The organism is Planctomycetota bacterium (genome assembly GCA_016207825.1).
GTDB lineage: Bacteria > Planctomycetota > MHYJ01 > JACQXL01 > JACQZI01 > JACQZI01.
The window spans coordinates 13,045-31,267 of the sequence record JACQZI010000022.1; the positions used below are offsets into that span (position 1 = coordinate 13,045).

Annotated in this window: 17 protein-coding genes and 1 tRNA gene; 5 read left to right on the top strand and 13 right to left on the bottom strand. The window is 45.9% G+C overall.

What is annotated here, in order from left to right; all coding sequences use genetic code 11:
- Window positions 1-11 precede the first annotated feature (11 nt).
- The 3 genes from HY811_08045 to HY811_08055 all read left to right on the top strand — a co-directional run bounded on the left by HY811_08045 (window position 12) and on the right by HY811_08055 (window position 6,380).
- Window positions 12-3,599 (top strand): PQQ-binding-like beta-propeller repeat protein, encoded by a 3,588-nt coding sequence (locus tag HY811_08045; protein MBI4834751.1) that lies wholly within the window; start codon window positions 12-14, stop codon window positions 3,597-3,599.
- A 58-nt stretch (window positions 3,600-3,657) separates the two neighbouring features.
- Entirely contained in the window at window positions 3,658-4,413 is a 756-nt protein-coding gene (locus tag HY811_08050) for a hypothetical protein (GenBank protein MBI4834752.1), read from the top strand.
- A 1,055-nt stretch (window positions 4,414-5,468) separates the two neighbouring features.
- Window positions 5,469-6,380 (top strand): nucleotidyltransferase family protein, encoded by a 912-nt coding sequence (locus tag HY811_08055; protein MBI4834753.1) that lies wholly within the window; start codon window positions 5,469-5,471, stop codon window positions 6,378-6,380.
- A gap of 55 nt (window positions 6,381-6,435) precedes the next feature.
- On the opposite strand, the gene HY811_08060 is transcribed toward HY811_08055, so the two are convergent.
- From HY811_08060 to HY811_08110, 11 genes are all read right to left on the bottom strand, one after another.
- Window positions 6,436-6,696, bottom strand: a complete 261-nt coding sequence (locus tag HY811_08060; GenBank protein MBI4834754.1) for a GIY-YIG nuclease family protein — start codon at window positions 6,694-6,696, stop codon at window positions 6,436-6,438.
- A gap of 57 nt (window positions 6,697-6,753) precedes the next feature.
- Window positions 6,754-7,857, bottom strand: coding sequence for a radical SAM protein (locus HY811_08065; GenBank protein MBI4834755.1), 1,104 nt, complete (start codon window positions 7,855-7,857; stop codon window positions 6,754-6,756).
- A gap of 8 nt (window positions 7,858-7,865) precedes the next feature.
- Complete coding sequence (locus HY811_08070; protein MBI4834756.1) at window positions 7,866-8,144, bottom strand: PqqD family protein; 279 nt, start codon at window positions 8,142-8,144, stop codon at window positions 7,866-7,868.
- Between the two features lie 164 nt (window positions 8,145-8,308).
- Entirely contained in the window at window positions 8,309-8,731 is a 423-nt protein-coding gene (locus HY811_08075) for a S24/S26 family peptidase (GenBank protein MBI4834757.1), read from the bottom strand.
- Window positions 8,697-9,503, bottom strand: coding sequence for a hypothetical protein (locus HY811_08080; protein MBI4834758.1), 807 nt, complete (start codon window positions 9,501-9,503; stop codon window positions 8,697-8,699). Before HY811_08080 ends, HY811_08075 begins: the two co-directional genes overlap by 35 nt.
- Before the next feature lie 158 nt (window positions 9,504-9,661).
- Entirely contained in the window at window positions 9,662-10,297 is a 636-nt protein-coding gene (locus HY811_08085) for a HEAT repeat domain-containing protein (protein ID MBI4834759.1), read from the bottom strand.
- Window positions 10,298-10,362: 65 nt separating this feature from the next.
- Window positions 10,363-10,656 (bottom strand): GIY-YIG nuclease family protein, encoded by a 294-nt coding sequence (locus HY811_08090; GenBank protein MBI4834760.1) that lies wholly within the window; start codon window positions 10,654-10,656, stop codon window positions 10,363-10,365.
- A gap of 468 nt (window positions 10,657-11,124) precedes the next feature.
- Window positions 11,125-11,319: a hypothetical protein gene (locus tag HY811_08095; protein MBI4834761.1), complete on the bottom strand. Its 195-nt coding sequence runs from the start codon at window positions 11,317-11,319 to the stop codon at window positions 11,125-11,127.
- A 238-nt stretch (window positions 11,320-11,557) separates the two neighbouring features.
- Entirely contained in the window at window positions 11,558-11,989 is a 432-nt protein-coding gene (locus HY811_08100) for a hypothetical protein (protein MBI4834762.1), read from the bottom strand.
- Window positions 11,990-12,028: 39 nt separating this feature from the next.
- Window positions 12,029-13,231 carry a cation:proton antiporter gene (locus HY811_08105; GenBank protein ID MBI4834763.1) on the bottom strand — a complete coding sequence of 401 codons (1,203 nt, stop codon included), beginning with the start codon at window positions 13,229-13,231 and terminating at the stop codon, window positions 12,029-12,031.
- Window positions 13,232-13,391: 160 nt separating this feature from the next.
- Window positions 13,392-13,463: transfer RNA gene (locus tag HY811_08110), tRNA-Asn, on the bottom strand.
- A 93-nt stretch (window positions 13,464-13,556) separates the two neighbouring features.
- Here HY811_08110 and HY811_08115 point away from each other — a divergent pair.
- The gene (locus HY811_08115; GenBank protein MBI4834764.1) at window positions 13,557-14,903 is read left to right on the top strand and encodes a replication-associated recombination protein A; all 1,347 of its coding nucleotides are present in this window, start codon (window positions 13,557-13,559) and stop codon (window positions 14,901-14,903) included.
- Window positions 14,900-16,024, top strand: coding sequence for a glycerate kinase (locus HY811_08120; GenBank protein MBI4834765.1), 1,125 nt, complete (start codon window positions 14,900-14,902; stop codon window positions 16,022-16,024). The genes HY811_08115 and HY811_08120 overlap by 4 nt, the downstream gene beginning before the upstream one ends.
- A 69-nt stretch (window positions 16,025-16,093) precedes the next feature.
- Here HY811_08120 and ilvE read toward each other — a convergent pair whose 3' ends face one another.
- Entirely contained in the window at window positions 16,094-16,996 is a 903-nt protein-coding gene (gene ilvE / locus HY811_08125; GenBank protein MBI4834766.1) for a branched-chain-amino-acid transaminase, read from the bottom strand.
- Between the two features lie 19 nt (window positions 16,997-17,015).
- Window positions 17,016-18,155 (bottom strand): acyl-CoA dehydrogenase, encoded by a 1,140-nt coding sequence (locus tag HY811_08130; GenBank protein MBI4834767.1) that lies wholly within the window; start codon window positions 18,153-18,155, stop codon window positions 17,016-17,018.
- Window positions 18,156-18,223 lie beyond the last annotated feature (68 nt).

An 18,223-nucleotide genomic window follows, 5' to 3' on the forward strand; every position in this document is an offset into this window, starting at 1 on the left:
GAGAGGTTTAAATGTTTAAGAGTTTAAGAGTTAAAAAGTATTACGCGGTGCTTGTTACTTGTTACTTGTTACTTGTAACCTGTAACTTGTTTGCTGAGGACTGGCCTTCCCTCTCCCGCGATACCAGCCGCCAGCGCTCTACCCAGGAAAAATTATCCTCCGCCTTTAGTGCGGCGTGGCAATACGCCGGAAGCTCGGACCTGCCAGCCAGCCAGGCAGGGATAGTCTCTTCCCCGGCAATTGCCGATGGCGTAGTGGTTTTCGCCGCGCGCGATAACTTCGTCCGCGCGATTAAGGAATCCGATGGCTCGCTCCTCTGGTCTTTCCTGAGCGGCGATGAAATCATCGCCTCGCCTTCTATCAGCAATGGACGGGTTTACATCCCTTCCACTGACGGGAAAATCTATTGCCTGAACCTCTCAAACGGGGCGCTAATCTGGAATTACCGCACCGGCGGAACGGAATTCTCTTCGCCCGTTATCTCCGATAACACACTCTACATGGGCTCGGGATTCCCGAACGCCAAGGTTATTGCCATTGATGCCCTAACCAAACAGTTCTTATGGGAAACCCAACTGGAACAGATTGTTTATTCATCCCCGGCAATATCCGGCACGGTCCTGGTTGTCGGTTGCAATAGCGGCAAATATTACGCGCTTGACAAAACCACCGGAGAAATAATCTGGTCCTGCCAGGCAGGCGGACAGGTAATGCTTTCCTCTCCCTTAGTCGTGGATGACTCCGCTTACTTATTGCCCGGCGGAACCAACCTCTCTTTCTATCGTGTCGCGATTAACCAGGCTGATTGGGCGACGAATTACCAGATACTTCTTTCTGACCCGCTCTCTCCAGCTGGCAGCACCATACTTAACACCAAACTAAACTCATCTTCTCCGGTAAAAATCGGTAATCTCATCGGCTTTACCGCCCGCTTTGATTATTTTATAGACACCAACGCCGACAGCATTGTAGACCAATACACGCTTAATGAATATATCATTGCCATTGACCCCGCCGCGCATTCTATTAAATGGCAAAAGAATATCGGCGCACGCATTACCGCCGACCAGAACAAAATCCCGCCTTTGGGCTTGTGCCCGGCCCCGGCAACAATGTCATCCGCTTCAGGAGAGCTTATCGTAACGGCTTCTTCGCTCGCGGAGGAACTAAGGATTATCAATCCCGCCGACGGCGAAACAATATCCATCTATCCGCTGGATGACGCCTGCCAGTCTTCGCCGGCAATCGCCAACGGTAAAATATTCATCGCCACTAAAAAAGGCTCGGTCTATGCCTTCCGGAATGACGGCAACCGCGCGCCTTCTCCGCCGACCGCCGGATTTACTCCGGCTGATAACGCAACCATCACCTCGACCACCCCGGCCATCAGCTGGAACGCGGCGGTTGACCCGGATGCAGGAGACCCGTCAAACACGCTCAGCTATCTGGTGCGCGTAGATGACGACGGCGAAATCCTGCTCGATTACGATTATATCACTGCCACTCTTGCCGGCGTAACATCCATCACACTGCCTTCGGCAATCACGGATAATACCAATCTTACCTATGCCGTCAGGGCCATAGACGCCAGTCTGGCATATTCGGAATGGTCCGAAGCGCAGAGCTTCTGGATAAACCGCGCGCAAGACGCGCCTCTTTCCCCGACTAATTTCCGTGCCGAGGCCGGAAATGGTTATGTTGACCTTTTCTGGCAGTCCAGCGCTTCTCAGGATGTCCAGAGGTACCTGCTTGCTTACAAGGAAGAAGGTGGCTCTTACAACGCGCCAATCAACGCCGGTAACACAACCAATTACCGCGTCAACGGGCTAACCAACGGAACGATGTATACATTCCAGATTATCGCTGAAGATTATGACGCGCTCCAGAGCGCCCCGCTTGAAATCTCTGCCCGGCCGCTTTATCCCATTATGGTCAATACCACGCCTTATAATAACCTCATTTATGCGCTGGCGCAGGCGCAAAGCGGCGATACTGTCCGCTTGGGCGTGGGCACATTCGTAATCAATTCCACCTTATCGCTTAAACAAGGCGTCAACCTTGCCGGTTATTCGCCTCACCACACTATTCTTAACGGAACCGGCTTGGACCGCTTGGTTCTCCTAACCGCGGGCGCCGGCATCACCTCGACCATCAGCAACTTGACCCTTTACGGAGCGCATGTCGGCATAGATACATCCGGCGATAACGCCCTCATCAGAAACACCGTCATCCGTAATTGCAATATCGGGATATTTGCCGGCTCCGGCTCGGACACCTCTATCATCAATAATACAATCATTAATAATTCCATCGCCGGAATTTACGCCAACAGTTCCCAATGCGCAATCCGCAATAATATCATTATGTATAACGGCGACGGCGTTTACGCCGCCACCGGAATTATTCCTGCGATAACCTATAACGATGCCTATCAAAACACGGTAAACTATAATAACGCCTCACCGGGCATCGGGAATATCTCCCTGCATGTGGTTTTCCTGGATGAGCCGAACAAGGATTATCGGGTCGTCCTCGACCAGCCGACCATAGATATGGGCGCGCCATCTGATGATTATTTGAATGAACCGCATCCGCGCGGCACGCGGGTCAATATGGGCGCTTACGGCAATACCATTTATGCCGCCACCAGCGGTCCTTTTTCTATTGCGGACGGGACGCTCTCTAATTCAGAGACCGGAGCTTATTACAGCGCGTTACTCAGCACGCTGGGCGGTTCAGGGCCAGTGACCTGGACTATTTTCATCGGCTCCATCCCGCCGGGACTGAACTTAAATACCTCAACCGGCGACATCACCGGCACAATCCAGCTCGGGTCCGCAGGATTATATAATTTCACGGCGCGGGCAGTTGATTTCCTTGATAATAACGATACCGCAGATTTCTCTATCCAGGTCAGCCAGATAAGCGGCAACACCCTGCATTTTGTGACTAATGCGCTTTCAAGCGGCTATGTCAGAGCCACATATAAGACAACTGTTTCCGTAGCCGGCGGATTCCCGCCTTATGCCTGGTCAATAACTAACGGAGGACTGCCGCCGAACTTCACTTTGAACAGCGCCACCGGCGAAATCATCGGCACGCCGCCCTACGGGACGGATAACACCTACGGCTTTACGGTTCAGGTTAAGGACGCCGATAATTTCACTGTCTCCGGCATATTTAATATAACCATTAATGCGGGACAGGCAAGCGGGAGCAGTGCTGAAGGCGGCGCCGGGAAAACCTGGTGCTTTATCGCCACGGCGGCTTACGGCTCGCCCCTTGCGCCCGGAGTGATGGCGTTAAGGCATTTCAGGGAGAAATATCTCCTGACCAATTCGCCCGGCAAATGGTTAGTCGCACAGTATTACAAGAATAGCCCGCCTCTGGCGCAGTATATCGGGCAACATAACTGGGCGAAACGCATAGCACAAGTTATGTTGATTCCTGTAGTTGCCTACGGCTGGTTTATGGTCTCAACCGGTTGGATGGTAAAACTCATCACCTGTATCGGCATAATGATTCTCGGTATTTTCCTCATCCGCCGCTTAAGACGCATACGATCGGCAAAAAGAACTGCTTCTAATGCAGTTAAATAATAGATGCTGATACGCTGGTAAACCGAGAATTTGTCCTAAAAAGAATGAGGTTAAAATTATGAATGGGAATTTTGATGATGCCATATTTAAATGGGCAAGTGAAAAGAAAGATGAGATTAATAAAGGAATTATAGCTAATGACAGTAAATATACACTTCTTCTGTCATTATTAGATACTCTATCGACATGGGCATTTCCGCATGAAAAAGATAATCGTAAACGATTCGTGAAATTAATTGATGAGTATTCAGATTGGAACCTTAAAGATAGAATAAGCCTTGTTCAACTACAATATCTTATGGAAAAGATTAAAATTCAAGACCAACCAGATTATGATAAGTTGAATAAAGACGTATCTGGAAGACTAAGCAAATGGGAATATGGTAAGGTTCATCGTTCTGCCGATGTTGACCCATTATTAAGTGATTTTGACCGATATAAAAATGATTTGATTAGACCTCTTATCCAAGCGGTTCGTTATCCATTTCTTCTCTGGGTTATGCGTAATTGGTCAGTTCATAGTTTCAGGCAACACGGATTTAACATTTCCAGTGACCAATCGAGCCCCTATTATTTAGGGGGTTCTGACATAAACGATAGAAATAAAAATTATTGGATTTTAACAATTCCCCCTCTAGTCATTTCGTCTCTTATAGATAATTGTGCTACCAAACTGAAAGAGTATTTTAAAAAGCATCCGATTGACCCAGATAAACAAATTCCTTTACTCGATAATTGCTGGCTATCTGTAAGAGATACGAAGTCATTACAGAATAAGATAGACCGCTTACTTACTGCATCTTCAACAAAGTAAGCTGGACGTAATTCGAGGGACGCCTTACCTGATTCTAAAACCCATTTTTGTGATATCAGCAGTAAGATTCTGATGTTTTAAATTTAAACGCGCCGGCGCCTGATTACTTACTCGCATGCACCGGCAATTCAGGGACGCCATACTGAATCCTTAGCGATATAGTAGCTCACGGGTATCCTTCCGAGCCTTTCCGGGTATACTTCAGCTACGTGTCCCAATCCCTTCAGCTACGTGTTCCTATCCTTTCGGCTATGCGCCCTAACCTTTTCGGCTACGTGCCACACTCCTTTCGGATACGCTCCCTAATCCTTCCGGGTATATGCCCTAATCTCACCGGGGATATATCCCAGTCCTTTCGGATACGTTCCCTAACCCTTTCGGCTACTGGATGGTATCCTTTTGGCGTGGGGAGGGGTAGCTTTCGGGTGGTAGGGGGGTAAGGCACCCTCCACCCCTAGATGGGGGTAGACTGTTTCTAACCGCCTTATAAATCACAAGATGGAAAGACCTCGTTTTCGTGGATAAAGACCGCGGAGATATTTTATCCAATCCCTAAAACCATCCTAATCCCGAACCTGGCATATTTCCTGTTTTTTCCACAAGGGGTATATCAATCTGCCAGAGTATAGGTATTACGTCCATATATAGAGTATATTACGTCTTGATATGGAGTATATCACGTCTAAATATGGAGTGTATCACGTCCAAATATAGAGTGTATCACGGCTAAATATGGAGTATATCATGTCCAAATAGAGGGCGTATCACGTCTAAATATGGAGTATATCACGTCCAAATATAGAGTATATAACGGCTTGATAGGAGATATATTACGGCTTGATATAGAGTATATGACGGCTTGATATGGAGTGTATTACGTTCTGATATGGAGTATATTACGTCCAAATAGTGGGGATTATACGGATTTAACTTGGGAGTATAACTGTTTTAGACTGGGGGTAGGTAGGGTATCTACACCCCCCTATGCCACCTTTAACCCTCTTTTGTTTGCTTTAAACTTTGATTTTTCAGGAGTGATTTGATAGTTTTAAGCCATGGATAACTGGACTCTGGCAAGGAACATTATCATCTATAACGAGCTGGCTAAAACACTAAAACAATTAAACAATCCTGCCTGCCAAAGCCTCGGCGCAGGCAGGTCCAATATTAAAACTATAGTCCTGGCAGGCGCGGCGCTGGCTCAAACCGTCTACCCGGATATAGGCTCACGCCCGATGTCGGATATTGATTTATTGGTGAAACGCGCGGATTTGCCGTTACTTGAAAAGTCAATGGATGCCTTAGGCTATAAGCTGGAAATGCGCCGGAGTTCTGAAGCCCATTATAGCAATAATCTTCCTGAATTCACCATACATATTGATATCCACACAGACCTCTCTTTCCTCGATACACGAGGCAATTCCGAAATATGGGAAAGGGCGGTAAAAGCCGCCCTGTCCGATAACGAGACCTATATCCTTTCCCCCGAAGACGCCCTTATTTACGCCCTGACATATTCCTTTACCGGGCACGGGCATATCAAGAATGCGGCGATAAATGATGCCTCATGGATTATACGGAAACACAATATAAGCTGGGATTTAATCTCAACGCTCATAAAACGCTATAACCTTGAAGTCCCGATGTATTGCGGGCTTATGGCGGCGCGCAAGAAGGCTGTTATTGACGATGAAGTATTAACCAAAATCAAGCCGCCTACCCGCAAATCTATGGAAATGAAAATCTATTGCATGGCATTAAATCATCCGTCCGAAGACATGGCGCCGGTATTGCGCTTCCTCACCTGCCCGGGCAAATTGCGCTTATTGAAAGACTCCTTTTTCCCCTCTTCCGATTTCATGCAACGGAGATATGGATCAAGCGCCTCTCTCGCCGTATTATATTATCCCCTGCGCCTCATACATCATTTCTGGCGAATACTGAAACTTGCCAGCCGGATGATGTGAAACAGCCTTTCCTCTACTGTCATTACGATTCCGATGTATATCGGAAGAATCAATCTCAAAGTTCCTCGTATAAATCCTTCCACTCCGGATTCATACGCTCAATTAATTCTATCTTCTTGTTACGAGACCCAGCTTTAATCTGCTTCTCTCTGAGAATCGCGTTTTCAATATTATCAAATTGCTCATAATAAACTAATTTTATCACATTATATTTTTTCGTAAACCCATCTATCATTTTTTCTCTGTGCTCATACACTCTTCTTTTTAAGTTATTTGTTACGCCAGTATAAAGGACTGTATTCCTTTTATTAGTCATTATATAAATACAATATTGTTTTTCTTTCATAGCATTAGATTGCCACGCTCCCGAAGTTTACCCCAAGCGAGATTGCTTCAGGGCTTTGCCCTTCGCAATGACAGAGCGAAGGAGTCGCTCGCAATGACAATCAATCCTCTGTGTTCTCTGCGCCTCCGTGGCTAATTCTCTTATCGCCCTCGCATGTCGGCAGGCTTCCCTGGACGGCTTATACAAACTCCCCTCTTCCACATACGCCACCCCCGGGCATCTCCGGCAATAAGACGCCAAATCACACCTGCGGCATTCCTTAACTTTATCGGCAGAATATCCCCTCAATTCCTTAAGCCATTTGGATTCGCGCCAGACTTTAATAAACGGTCTTTTTATAATATTACCTGCTGAACGCGGCACTTGGATACAGGGATAAACATCACCGTATGTGTTAATGGCGCAGAGCGAACGTCCGAAAGAACAGGAAAACGTGCCCGGTGTCGTGCGTTTGGCGTCAGGCGTTTTAATGGCGCGGCTATAAATCTTCTTGAGTCCTTCATCGCTTAAGCGTAATTTGGTCGGCGCTGTATCTCCGTTATCGCACGGCGTAATTACCGGGTCGATATCGTAATAAACGCCCATCTTTCCCGCAAGCTTGCGCATCCGGCTGTATTCTATGATATTATCGTTCATCATAATAAACTTAACGCGGACCGGCAGTTTATGCCTCTTTAATATAGAAACCGCCCGAATGGTTTTATTGAACGAGGCATTATCACCGGTAATCCGGTTATGCGTTTCCGGGGCCGCGCCGTAGAGCGATAAAGAGATGTCTGTTATATTAAAACGAGATAATTCCCGCGCCAATCCCGCGGTAACCAGCGTGCCGTTGGTAAAAATCTGGATTGCCATATGCGCGTCATTAAGCGCCGAACATATTCTCAATAAGTCAGGATGAAGCAACGGCTCCCCCCCGGTAAGCGTAACGTATAGAGAACCTGCCTTGCGTAATTCATTGACCAGGGAAATAACCCTTGTGGTTGGGATTTCTTTGCGTGCTTTATTAACCACACGATAACAATGGCGACAGGAAAGATTGCACCGCTTGGTAAGCTCCAAAACAGCATTCAAGGGGATGAGGTGTTTATCCGCATTATCACGGATTGATTCGGGAATTGATTTATCCATATTCAGGATTAATGCTTTTTCACGAGATTCTGCCTGTGCAATTCTTCCAGGAAACCTATGACGTCCTCTTTCACATCGGCATCAGCCGTATCATATTCGGCGTCAATCTCTTCAAGTAGCTCGTTTATTGTCACCGCCTCAGACAGTTTCTCCCAGATAAAACTGCCGACCTCGTTAAAAGAATGCATCAGGCGGTTGTGCGGGTCAACGATTATCGTTTCATCAACTATTTTCTGGAAAGGCAGGTTACTCACCCGTTTGACGGTATCATTTAATCCAATTTTCATCTTACATCACCTCAATATTTCTAGCTTCTTAGAGCATGTAATCCCGCTGCGGCGGGAAGATTGCCACGCCCCTCTGGGGCTCGCAATGACAGTCATTGCGAGGGATCCCGCTTTGCGGGAGACCGAAGCAATCTCATTTCAGTCATTATGCTAAACGCTCATAATCAATGCCCCCGCGCAACCTGATAAGGTATAAACACCAGGGAATATATCAGCCGGAATAAGCCAACCAAACGGTTTTCCGTGGAGATATATTTATTGCGTCGGATTATTCTCACCACTTTGCCGAAAAGCCTGCTCTCGGAATCAATCCTGACCTTTTCCATCCTGGATATATCATCGCCTTTGATTATTAAATCAGCGTGTGTTCTGCGTTCCGTGCATTTACGCAAAAGCCTATGGACGCATATCATCCCGTCCGTGCCTGCCAGGGCAACCGCGACAATATCCCCTGCTTTTAGTTCGCCGGGCGAACACGGACTGACCAATACGGAATCCCCATTAAATAAGAACGGCTGCATGCTTGTTCCCTTAACCGATAAAGCAAACATATTATTTCCCGCTGATAACTCTCTTAATTGATTCATAGGAGCTCTTTTTAGCCAGCCAAATATTATAACAAGGTGTTTCCATTATACATTGTCTGACTGTTTTAAGCAATCTTTCCGTGCTTAACTTATCGCGGGAAAAGAATAATACGAGCTTGAGCATTTCCTTTACCGCATCGCCCTTGGGGAGCTTTTCCACTTTAATAATATTACTTTTATGGAGGAAATAGATGCCTTTTAAAGGTTTACCGAATGGTTCACCCGGCGCCCTGAATTCTCCCCAAAACGGCGTTGATAGTATTATCGGCTTTCCGTTCATTATGCGCATGCAAACCAGCTCATCGCTTAAAACAACAGATTGGGGTGACTTTTTTGCCAGGGTGGTTTTTCCTCTGCCTGATTCTCCCGGCAGTAAATATCCATTATTGCCGATTCCTAATCCTAAGGCATGGATTAAAAACCCATTTTTCAGGTTGAGCACCTGAAGTAGCGCCAAACGAAGCAATGTATCGAAAGAATATATATTTCCCCTTACCTCCCCTTTCACGTAAAATCGCCCGTTAGCGCGCGACATTTGGCAGCTAATTCCGGGACCTCGTATATCCCATCCCGTGCCGGACGGTAAAATCGCCGGGCGGTAACTATTACCGGATGATTTCACCAGACATGAAATGACAATATCCGCCCGCGTTGTAGCACAGGTGAGGTGGAAATTCGAGTATCTTTCGCGTATTGTTTTGGCTAAGCGTGATTCGTTTGGGATTTCGGCAGTGGCAATAAGATTGCAAATATTGAGGCGAATAATCCCCATCTGGCGATACCTTATTAGGATGTTTTGAGGTTCCTGAGGCATCCGGAGGTTTGTGGCTGAGTTTTTCCGCAGGCAATGGCATTACCCTCGAACACCTTCTCTGTCTTTATTTTAGGCGATTGGTATTTTTTCTTGGCTTTATTCTTCATAATAGCATATTACTTATTTTTATTGGCTGAGTCAAGAGTATTAATCGCCTCTTTTGCCAGTTGCCGGATTTTCTCCGATTTATCCACTTCGGCAGCCTTTTCCAATGCGGGGATATATTTAGGGTTTCCTAAGACCTGCAAAGCCCAGATTGAATTCTCTCTCACGAACTCGCTCTGGTCTTTTCGCAGGAGCTCAACGTACAAATCAGCCAAATCAGCCGAGCGCATCGAACCCATAGAGCGGACGGCAAAGGCTCTCACACGCTCATTTTCATCCTCTTTCGCCAGTTTGGAAAGAAATGGAATTGCCTCCAACCCCATCCCCTGGATTTCACGGGTGAGCCGTGTAATATCATCAATACGCTTGATTACGATTGCTTCGCGCCAGGCATTGATTATCTTGCCGATATTGCGCTCCTTTGGTGAGGTTTCCTCACCTGTCGGGAAAGGACCGCTCAAGCCCATCCGCTTCTTAGCATCCTCAGAAAGTTCCGGTGCTGAAATAGGTTTATTAACATCGCCTTGATTTATTGGAATAATCGGTAAAGGCGGTTTTGACAAGCTTAATATATCCAATTTAAGAATAACAAAAATGATAACACCCTGAGCTAAAACTAACAAACCAATAATCAGCTTTATTTTCATAGGCAAGCTGTAATATTACATCAAGATGGCTGGCGAAGGATGGCTCCCCGCGTAGGTGTACTTCGCTAAAGCTTCGTATCACCTTTAAACTCGACAGAATAATTCTTCGCTAAGGCTACAGAAACAAGTCGTTTATACGCAAATGCTTTACCAGAACCAGTTTTTAGATATTGTTCAAAATCTTTCGCTTGCTTACTTGTTTCAAATGCAGCGTAAAACACAAGCCTCCACGGGCAATGTGGTTTAGTAGCAAGCACTTTCCCTTCGTTATGTTCTTTTAGCCTCCTTTTTAAATCCTCGGTATATCCATAGTAGAATATTTTAGACTTATCACTTCGTAAGATATATGTATAAAACATAGATGCGTAGCCAATACGTAACGTTGGAGAAAGATGGCACAGCCATTCCGTAGTCCCGATAAATCGGGACGAAGGATGGCTCCCCTTATGCTCGGAAAATCCGAACGCCGTCAGGCGGGGGAACAAGTTCCTTAATACCTTGTTTTACTTTAACAAGAACCTTGATAGAAGTCAATATTTTAAATCAGCAATCAATATTGAGGACTTATTTCCTCCTGAAAGCCCAAATCGAACGGTTTCCGAAACAGTCCAACTCGCTCTCCTTTATCAAACAGCATTGATAGAACGACCCTACCTATCCCGTAACCAATTTTTCAAAGAACAAGGCAAGCTCGTTAGCCGAGCAAGGATGACGCAGATCGTCAATCTTTTAAAGTTACATCCAAGAATATTGGAATATCTAAAAACAACCAATCTCTATGTATCTGAACGAAATCTTCGACCACTGGTAAATTTACCCAGAAGTCGTCAATTAACCGGTTTCTTAAGGTTGCCCGAAGTAAGCGCAACATCTTTGCCTCCATTAGTAGCCACCGCGGATTGATTAGATTTGGTTAATTTTTCATTCTCAAGACGCTGTTTATGCTGGAGATAAAATATACCTTTTAATAAAATTCGTGATATTAATTCTAATCGTTCTTGAAGGGATAGATGTTCATACATAAATTCGTTCTTCTTTACCTAACGCTAATGCAGGCTGTATTATTTACATTGCGAGCATTGGTCGTATTTCTAATCTAATATGTGCGACAAAATATGTCACATTATGATAAAAGGAGTCGCAAAAGAAAAATATTTGTTTGACTCACAGAATGGATAGGGAATAGGACGATGTTCCTGATATTCCCCGTGAGGTCGCTTATACTGTTTCAATGGACGCCCCCACGCGGGCGACTTAATATCAGTCAGTTAATTCATCTGAAATAATCTGGTAGCCCTTAAGAATAATAGACAATAAAACAAAACTTAATCCGGTAAACTCTAAATAATATGGGGCAGAAACGGTAGAAGCAACGCTGGGGATAATATGAGCGCTCCATATTAATCCAAATAACAATATCATTGCTCCAAATTCTAAACATCCAAAAATAATCCATGATAGTTTTCCCACCTTGCTCGCCTTACGAATAAACAACGCAAAGACAATATTTACAAGCCCTAGGATTATCAAATAAAATCTCATCAAATTGCAAACATAGTTTTGCCATGTATTATGGCTGTTTTCCACTGTTTCCACAAATCTATCCGGAGTTCTCACAAAGCCAAAATCAAAGACAATCCCAATTATTAGCAGGATAAATCCAATAATCACATATAACTTAAACAGTTTCATGCTCCCTTCCTTTTTACCTGAAATATAAATGATAATAACTTATTCATCTCCGGCACTTTCTGATTTAATTGTTGGTTGTTTTTTAGCAACAAGTACCGGCAATAAATGTTTCGGCAAAAACCTAAAATTGGCAATCGCCGTCGGGATGACGGCACTGGCGATGACAACTATCACCAGAAAAGAATATTGGGATTCTGTTACGATGCCGTGTGTGAATCCATACAGGGCGGATATCGTGCCGAAGGTTAATCCGGTGGACATCATCAGCGTATAATACCATCGTTCTGATGATTCCTTCCGGAATCGCCCGATTACCGGGTATAATCCGAATATTTTGGTTCCGGTTTTTCCCGTAAAGAGCATGATAAATATCAGCGGTGCCGATAAAAGAGCGGGGATTGAAACGAATGAACCTGCACGAATAAAATAGAAGGGTGTGAGGAACCCGACAGTTAAACTACGTAAGCGTCTTACCCAGATATGATTCTGTGAAGCAAACTCCGCAAGCACCATTCCGGCAATATATGCCGGTAGAACGGCCTCGCTTCCAGACCATATCGCCAATGCGCCTAAAGCGAACAATACTAACGAAACCCATTTTACGCGGATTGCCGCGGTTCGGTTACCATATACTCTTGTCAAGAATGTCGTCAGAAACGGGAATAATGTTATTACCACTACCGCGACCATGATAAAGATTAATGTCTTATAAGTAAATGGCGCGAAAAGAAGCCCGAGAGCGATAACGGTTCCCAAATCATTAATGAAACACGCACCCAGTATTCCCTTGCCGAATTCCGTGGTATTAAAACCTGTTTCTAGCATTACCGCATAAACCACAGCCATAGATGTGGTGGAAAGAGCCACTCCGGTTAAAAGGCTTGCCTGACTGCTCCAATTAAGTAAATAATATGCAACTGCCGAGCAACCCAGGAAAGGCGCCAGAAATCCTATAAATCCTACTATTAATACTTCTTTCCACTTAGTTCTTATGACTTTCGGGTCCAGTTCGGCGCCGGCAAGGAATGTGAGAAAAACAGCGCCTGCTGAAGCGAGGAATTTTAACCATTCAAGATTACTGCCAAGAGAATTGGTGCCAAAATACTTATTGGCAAGTGTGCCGGCAATGATACCAATGCATATTTCAACCAGAGCTATTGAAATCCTAATGTGGTATGCGATGATAGCGGATAAGACAGCAAGTCCTAACCATAAAGTGCTGATAAAATAAATATGTTCCATGGCGTCCTCCTAACTATTTATTACATAGTAGGAGTTATTAGCCATGAAAGGCGGTTAGAGGTGAACTCCATCACCTTGAGGTTTTGCCAACCTTTAACTTATATCGTCACTTTTTTGTTTAATCTTAATAAAACTTATCGTTCGGATTTTGGGGGTACAACTCCCCGCGTAGGACTCGAACCTACAACCAACCGGTTAACAGCCGGCTACTCTACCATTGAGCTAGCGGGGAATATTTTCAGACTCAACAAATTATAGTTAAGCTCTTATTAATTGTCAATATTTTTATGATTGACCCCATTAGGCATAATTGATATAATTCGGTATGGAACTCTTTGATGAGAAAACTGATAATACTACCTCTAATGAGCAACTGCAACAGCCCCTTGCAGACCGGATGCGCCCCACTAATTTCAGCGAGTTCGTGGGACAAACCGAGATAATCGGGGAAGATAAACCGCTGCGTAAAACCATTACAAGCGGAAAACTGCCCTCGATAATACTTTGGGGCCCGCCCGGCTCTGGCAAAACTACATTGGCCTATTTAATCTCACGCGTGACCAGCTTTGAATTCGTCTCTTTCAGCGCGGTTACATCAGGCATCAAGGAAATACGCCAGGTCATGGAACGCGCCGAATATAATAAGAAAGCACTTAACCGCGGCACTATACTTTTTGTCGATGAAATACACCGCTTCAATAAATCACAGCAGGACGCCTTCCTCCCCTTTGTGGAAAAAGGCGTGATTACTTTAATCGGCGCGACTACGGAAAACCCGTCATTTGAACTCAATTCCGCGCTTCTTTCCCGATGCCGGGTGTTTATCCTGAAAGGACTTACCAATGATGAAATAAAAACCATCGCCCAAAACGCCCTTTCCGATAAAGAGCGCGGGCTCGGAAATTATAAGGTAACAATCGGCGAAGGCGTCATAGAGCACCTGGTTAATATCGCCAACGGAGACGCTCGCGTGGCGCTGACCCTTCTTGAACTGGCCGTGGAATCAGCCGCGCCTGATAAGGAAAACAAGCGGACTATCACCAAGGAACTAATCGAAAACGCCGCCCAGAAAAAAGTATTATTATATGACCAATCCGGCGAAGAGCATTACAATATTATTTCGGCCTTGCATAAAAGCCTGCGTGGGAGCGATCCGGACGCATCGTTATACTGGCTGGCCAGGATGCTCGAAGCCGGCGAAGACCCGTTATATATCGCCAGGCGGCTGGTGCGCTTCGCTTCCGAAGATATCGGTAATGCCGACCCGCAGGCGCTGGTAATCGCCATCGCCGCGAAAGAGGCGGTTGATTTTGTCGGCATGCCGGAAGCCAACCTGGCGCTTGCCCAGGCGGTTATCTACCTCGCCACCGCCCCGAAAAGCAATTCAGTTTACAAGGCATACAATAAAGTCAAGGCAGATGTTGACGCAACCTATGCCGAACCTGTGCCTTTACACATGAGGAATCCGGTGACCGACCTCATGAAAAATATTGACTACGGCAAGGGCTACAAATACCCGCATGACTTCCCGAACCACTTCGTCAAGGAAGATTATCTTCCGAAAAGCCTCGTTGGCAAGAAATATTACGAGCCGGGCGAATTCGGATTTGAGAAAGAAATACGGAAACGAATCGAATATTGGGAAAAGTTGAGAAAATCATCTCCCAAATGAAAGTCATTGTCGCTTTAAGCGCGTTTAAAGAATCCATTTCCGCTATAGACGCCGTTAACGCATTTGCCAGCGGAATTAAGAAAGCATATCCTGATGCACGGATTATCAAACTCCCGACCGCCGACGGCGGGGACGGGACGCTCGAAACGCTGCTTAACGTTACAAAAGGTTACACCGTTACAAAGAAAGTTACAGGACCTCTTGGAAATAAAGTCACCGCAAGGATAGGATTTTCGCATGATAACAAAACAGCTATCATAGAAATGGCGCAAGCCTCCGGATTGAAACTCATCTCACCCTGCCAGCGCAATCCGCTTATTGCCCATACATACGGCACTGGCGAACTGATTAAATACGCCCTGGATAAAGGCGCGCGGAAAATAATCATCGGTATCGGAGGGAGCGCGACAGTGGATGGCGGCGCCGGCATGGCAAAAGCATTAGGCTATCGGTTCCTGAATAAAAATGGCGGCGAAATCGGCTTGGGCGGCGGCGCATTAAATAAGCTTCATTGTATAGATAACTCAGGAAAAGATAAAAGGCTTGATAATGTTAAAATCATGGTTGCCTGCGATGTAGCGAATCCGTTATTGGGCACAAAAGGCGCGGCGCTGACCTACGCCCCACAAAAAGGCGCCACACCACGCATGACCAGAATATTGGAAAATAATCTGGCGCGCCTGGGGAAAATAGTCCGGCGTGATTTGGGGATTGAGATAAAGCGCATCAAGGGAGGCGGCGCGGCAGGCGGATTGGGCGCCGGGCTTTATGCCTTTTGCAATGCCGAACTAAAACCCGGCGCGGAATTTATTCTGGATACAATAGGATTCCATAAACACCTAAAAGGAACTGATTTGGTTATCGTCGGAGAAGGTCGGTTTGATAAAACATCCCTTTACGGAAAGTCCCCTGCCGTGATTTCGAAGATAGCTAAGAAACACCATATCCCGGTAATCGCCGTATGCGGAACGTGTGACTTATTACGAAAGGAATTATCACGTCTTGGAATCAGAGAATGTTTTCAACTGGTTGACAGCACTAAATCGCTTGGCGATTCTATACGCAATGCGCGTAAATACCTTCGGCAAACCGCGGGCGAATCAATTAAATTCGTAAGCTGATTCAGCTGATATAACAGATATAACGGATAAAAGCAATCAGTTTAATCCGCTTAATCCGTGTACTGTTTATTAGACTTTAACTTTCTCCCCTGTATAAATCTCCACCCCTTGTGAATGGGTAAGCTTCTGATAAGCTGAATGCAATTCTTTGAAGTATTTGCCCGGTTTCCCGCTGCCGATTGGGCGGCCATCCACATCAATAACCGGAATAAGCTCGGCGCCCGAACCGGTCAGGAAACATTCGGTCGAGGCATAAACCTCATGCATGGTAAACGGCATCTCCACCACCTCGTACCCCAAGTCTTTGGCCAAAACCATTACAGTATTCCGGGTGATGCCCTCCAAAAGGCCCAAATAAGCCGGAGGAGTCATTAACTTCTTGCCATTCTTTATGATAAAAATATTATCCGCGGTCGCTTCGCAGACATAACCGGCGTCATTAAGCATAATCCCCTCGTCCGCGCCGTATTTTACGGTTTCTATTTTCGCCAAGACGTTATTGAGGTAATTCAGGGATTTTATCTGTGAATTTATGCAGTCCGGCCGGTTGCGCCTTGTGGCACAGGTAACTACAACCAATCCTTTTTCATACTTTTCCTTAGCATAAAGCGCAATCTTATCAGCCATGATTACGATGGTCGGCTTATTACATTTACGCGGATCCAGACCGAAATCACCCGCTCCGCGGCTGACCACAAGGCGTATATAGATGTCTTTCTCGCCGCTGCGGCGGCAGGTTTCAACCACGGCTTTTTCCATCTCTTCGATGGTCATGGGAATATTTATCATCAATGAATTTGCGGAATGGAACAGCCTCACAATATGTTCATGAAGCTTGAAGACACGTCCGTTATAGGCGCGGATGCCTTCAAAAATCCCGTCACCGTATAAAAACCCGTGGTCGTATGCAGTGATAATGGCATCTTCTCTTTTCGCCACATATTTCCCGTTTAAGTAAATAGATATCCCCATGATTCGTCTCCTTCCTATTTTATTTCAGCAAATTAGATGCAATCACAAGTCGCTGTATTTCTGAAGTGCCCTCGTAGATTTCTGTAATCCTGGCGTCGCGGTAAAATCTTTCCATCGGGTAATCCTTGGTATAGCCGTAACCGCCGTGAACCTGAATTCCCTTGTGTGTAGCGCGCGTGGCAGCCTCGGAGGCGTAAAGCTTGGCCATGGCCGCTTCCTTGGAGTATTTCTCTTTTTTGTCTTTCAGTGAAGCCGCCCGCCAGGTTAAAAGGCGCGCCGCGTCTATCTCCGTGGCCATATCGGCTATCATCCACTGGATTGCCTGCAAGTCTGCGATAGGCTTGCCGAATTGTTTGCGCTCCTTGGCATATTTAATGGATTCCTCCAGCGCCGCCCGGGCGATGCCGATCGCCTGAGAAGCAATCCCAATACGCCCCCCGTCAAGCGTAGCAAGTGCAATCTTAAATCCACTGCCCAGTTCGCCCAAAAGGTTTTCTTTGGGGATGCGGCAGTTATCAAATATAAGTTCGGTCGTGGATGAGGCATTAATGCCGAGTTTCTTCTCGGCTTTACCCACACTGAAACCGGGTGACCCTTTTTCCACGATAAACGCACTGATGCCTTTATACCCTTTTTCCTTGTCCGTAATGGCAATGACTATGGCGATTTCCGCCTGCCCGCCGTTTGTGATGAAAAGTTTGGTGCCGTTTAAAACCCATTCATTGCCTTTAAGTTCGGCAATCGTTTTTAGGCTTGCCGCATCAGAACCGGCTCCGGGCTCGGTCAATCCCAAACAGCCCAGTTTTTTCCCGCTTGCCATGGGCTTAAGAAATTTCAGCTTCTGTTCTTCGGTGCCGAAGTTATATATAGGATCGCATGCCAGTGAACTGTGCGCGGAAACGATTACGCCGGTTGCGCCGCAGGCGCGGGAGATTTCCTCCACGACAATAGAATAAGAAAGATAATCCATTCCGGCACCGCCGTATTTTTCCGGGAAGGCCACGCCCATAAACCCAAGTTCAGACATCTGGGCGACTAATTCAGCGGGATATCTTGAAGTGGCGTCTAAATCTGCGGCTATGGGTTTAACCTGGTTCTCGGCAAAATCGCGGGCGGTATCGCGGACAAGTTTTTGTTCTTCAGTCAGTTGAAAGTCCATTAGCCCCTCTCTGAAGATTAATGTCTGTTACTGTTTATTCAACGATTTTATTATACCTTATTTTTCAA

Coding starts and splice junctions, on each gene's coding strand:
- HY811_08045 (MBI4834751.1), top strand. CDS start 12: ATGTTTAAGAGTTTAAGAGTTAAAAAGTATTACGCGGTGCTTGTTACT.
- HY811_08050 (MBI4834752.1), top strand. CDS start 3,658: ATGAATGGGAATTTTGATGATGCCATATTTAAATGGGCAAGTGAAAAG.
- HY811_08055 (MBI4834753.1), top strand. CDS start 5,469: ATGGATAACTGGACTCTGGCAAGGAACATTATCATCTATAACGAGCTG.
- HY811_08060 (MBI4834754.1), bottom strand. CDS start 6,696: ATGACTAATAAAAGGAATACAGTCCTTTATACTGGCGTAACAAATAAC.
- HY811_08065 (MBI4834755.1), bottom strand. CDS start 7,857: ATGGATAAATCAATTCCCGAATCAATCCGTGATAATGCGGATAAACAC.
- HY811_08070 (MBI4834756.1), bottom strand. CDS start 8,144: ATGAAAATTGGATTAAATGATACCGTCAAACGGGTGAGTAACCTGCCT.
- HY811_08075 (MBI4834757.1), bottom strand. CDS start 8,731: ATGAATCAATTAAGAGAGTTATCAGCGGGAAATAATATGTTTGCTTTA.
- HY811_08080 (MBI4834758.1), bottom strand. CDS start 9,503: ATGGGGATTATTCGCCTCAATATTTGCAATCTTATTGCCACTGCCGAA.
- HY811_08085 (MBI4834759.1), bottom strand. CDS start 10,297: ATGAAAATAAAGCTGATTATTGGTTTGTTAGTTTTAGCTCAGGGTGTT.
- HY811_08090 (MBI4834760.1), bottom strand. CDS start 10,656: ATGTTTTATACATATATCTTACGAAGTGATAAGTCTAAAATATTCTAC.
- HY811_08095 (MBI4834761.1), bottom strand. CDS start 11,319: ATGTATGAACATCTATCCCTTCAAGAACGATTAGAATTAATATCACGA.
- HY811_08100 (MBI4834762.1), bottom strand. CDS start 11,989: ATGAAACTGTTTAAGTTATATGTGATTATTGGATTTATCCTGCTAATA.
- HY811_08105 (MBI4834763.1), bottom strand. CDS start 13,231: ATGGAACATATTTATTTTATCAGCACTTTATGGTTAGGACTTGCTGTC.
- HY811_08115 (MBI4834764.1), top strand. CDS start 13,557: ATGGAACTCTTTGATGAGAAAACTGATAATACTACCTCTAATGAGCAA.
- HY811_08120 (MBI4834765.1), top strand. CDS start 14,900: ATGAAAGTCATTGTCGCTTTAAGCGCGTTTAAAGAATCCATTTCCGCT.
- ilvE (MBI4834766.1), bottom strand. CDS start 16,996: ATGGGGATATCTATTTACTTAAACGGGAAATATGTGGCGAAAAGAGAA.
- HY811_08130 (MBI4834767.1), bottom strand. CDS start 18,155: ATGGACTTTCAACTGACTGAAGAACAAAAACTTGTCCGCGATACCGCC.